A 965-nucleotide genomic window follows, 5' to 3' on the forward strand; every position below is an offset into this window, starting at 1 on the left:
ACGTGCACGATTGCGGCTGGCGCGTCTGATCGTGGATCACGGCTGGTCACCCGCACGAGCGGCCGAACGCTACGACGTGTCCTGGAAGACTGCGAACAAGTGGGCCCAGCGCTACCGCGACGAACGCGAGGCCGGTATGACCGACCGCTCCTCGCGACCGCACCGCCAGCCGAACCGTACACCCGCTCCCGTCGAACGCAAGATCGTGCACCTGCGCACTAAACGCCGCCTCGGCCCCGTCCCCCTGGCCGCCCACCTGGGCCTGGCACCGTCGACCGTGCACGCCGTGCTGCGCCGGCGCCGCCTCAACCGGCTGTCGCATCTCGACCGCGCCACCGGCGAACCGATCCGCCGCTACGAACACGCCCAGCCCGGTGACCTGCTGCACGTCGACGTCAAGAAACTCGGCAACATCCCCGACGGCGGCGGCTGGCGCTACCTCGGCAGACGAACCGGCCGGCACAACCGGCAAGCCACCGCCCGCCGCACCGGCCGGCGCCGCGGCGATCACGAACCCGCTATCGGCACCGCCTACGTCCACACCGTCATCGACGACCACTCCCGCGTCGCCTACGCCGAAATCCACGACGACGAAACCGCCATCACCGCCACCGGCGTCTTACGCCGCGCCGTGGCCTGGTACGCGGCCCGCGGTGTCACGACCCGGCGGGTGCTGTCGGACAACGGCTCCGCCTACAAGTCCCGGCTCTGGGGCACGACCTGCAACGACCTCGGCATCACGATGAAGAAAACCCGCCCGTACCGGCCCCAGACCAACGGCAAGATCGAACGATTCCACCGCACCCTCGCCGACGGCTGGGCCTTCACCAAGTTCTACAACTCCGAGAAAGCCCGCCGCGCGGCACTACCCGCGTTCCTGCACGATTACAACCATCACAGACCCCACACCGCCATCGGCGGTGTCTCACCGATCACCCGGTTGGACAACCTCTCCGAACATCACA

The 965-nt window shown here is 68.7% G+C and carries 1 protein-coding gene; it reads left to right on the forward strand.

What is annotated here, in order from left to right; translation table 11 throughout:
• The coding region (locus ACQ0O7_RS45200) for an IS481 family transposase (RefSeq protein WP_430792114.1) at positions 1 to 965 on the forward strand (965 nt) is incomplete at both ends.

Origin of the sequence: Actinoplanes sp. G11-F43 (assembly GCF_050589265.1) — a bacterium.
Lineage (GTDB): Bacteria > Actinomycetota > Actinomycetes > Mycobacteriales > Micromonosporaceae > Actinoplanes.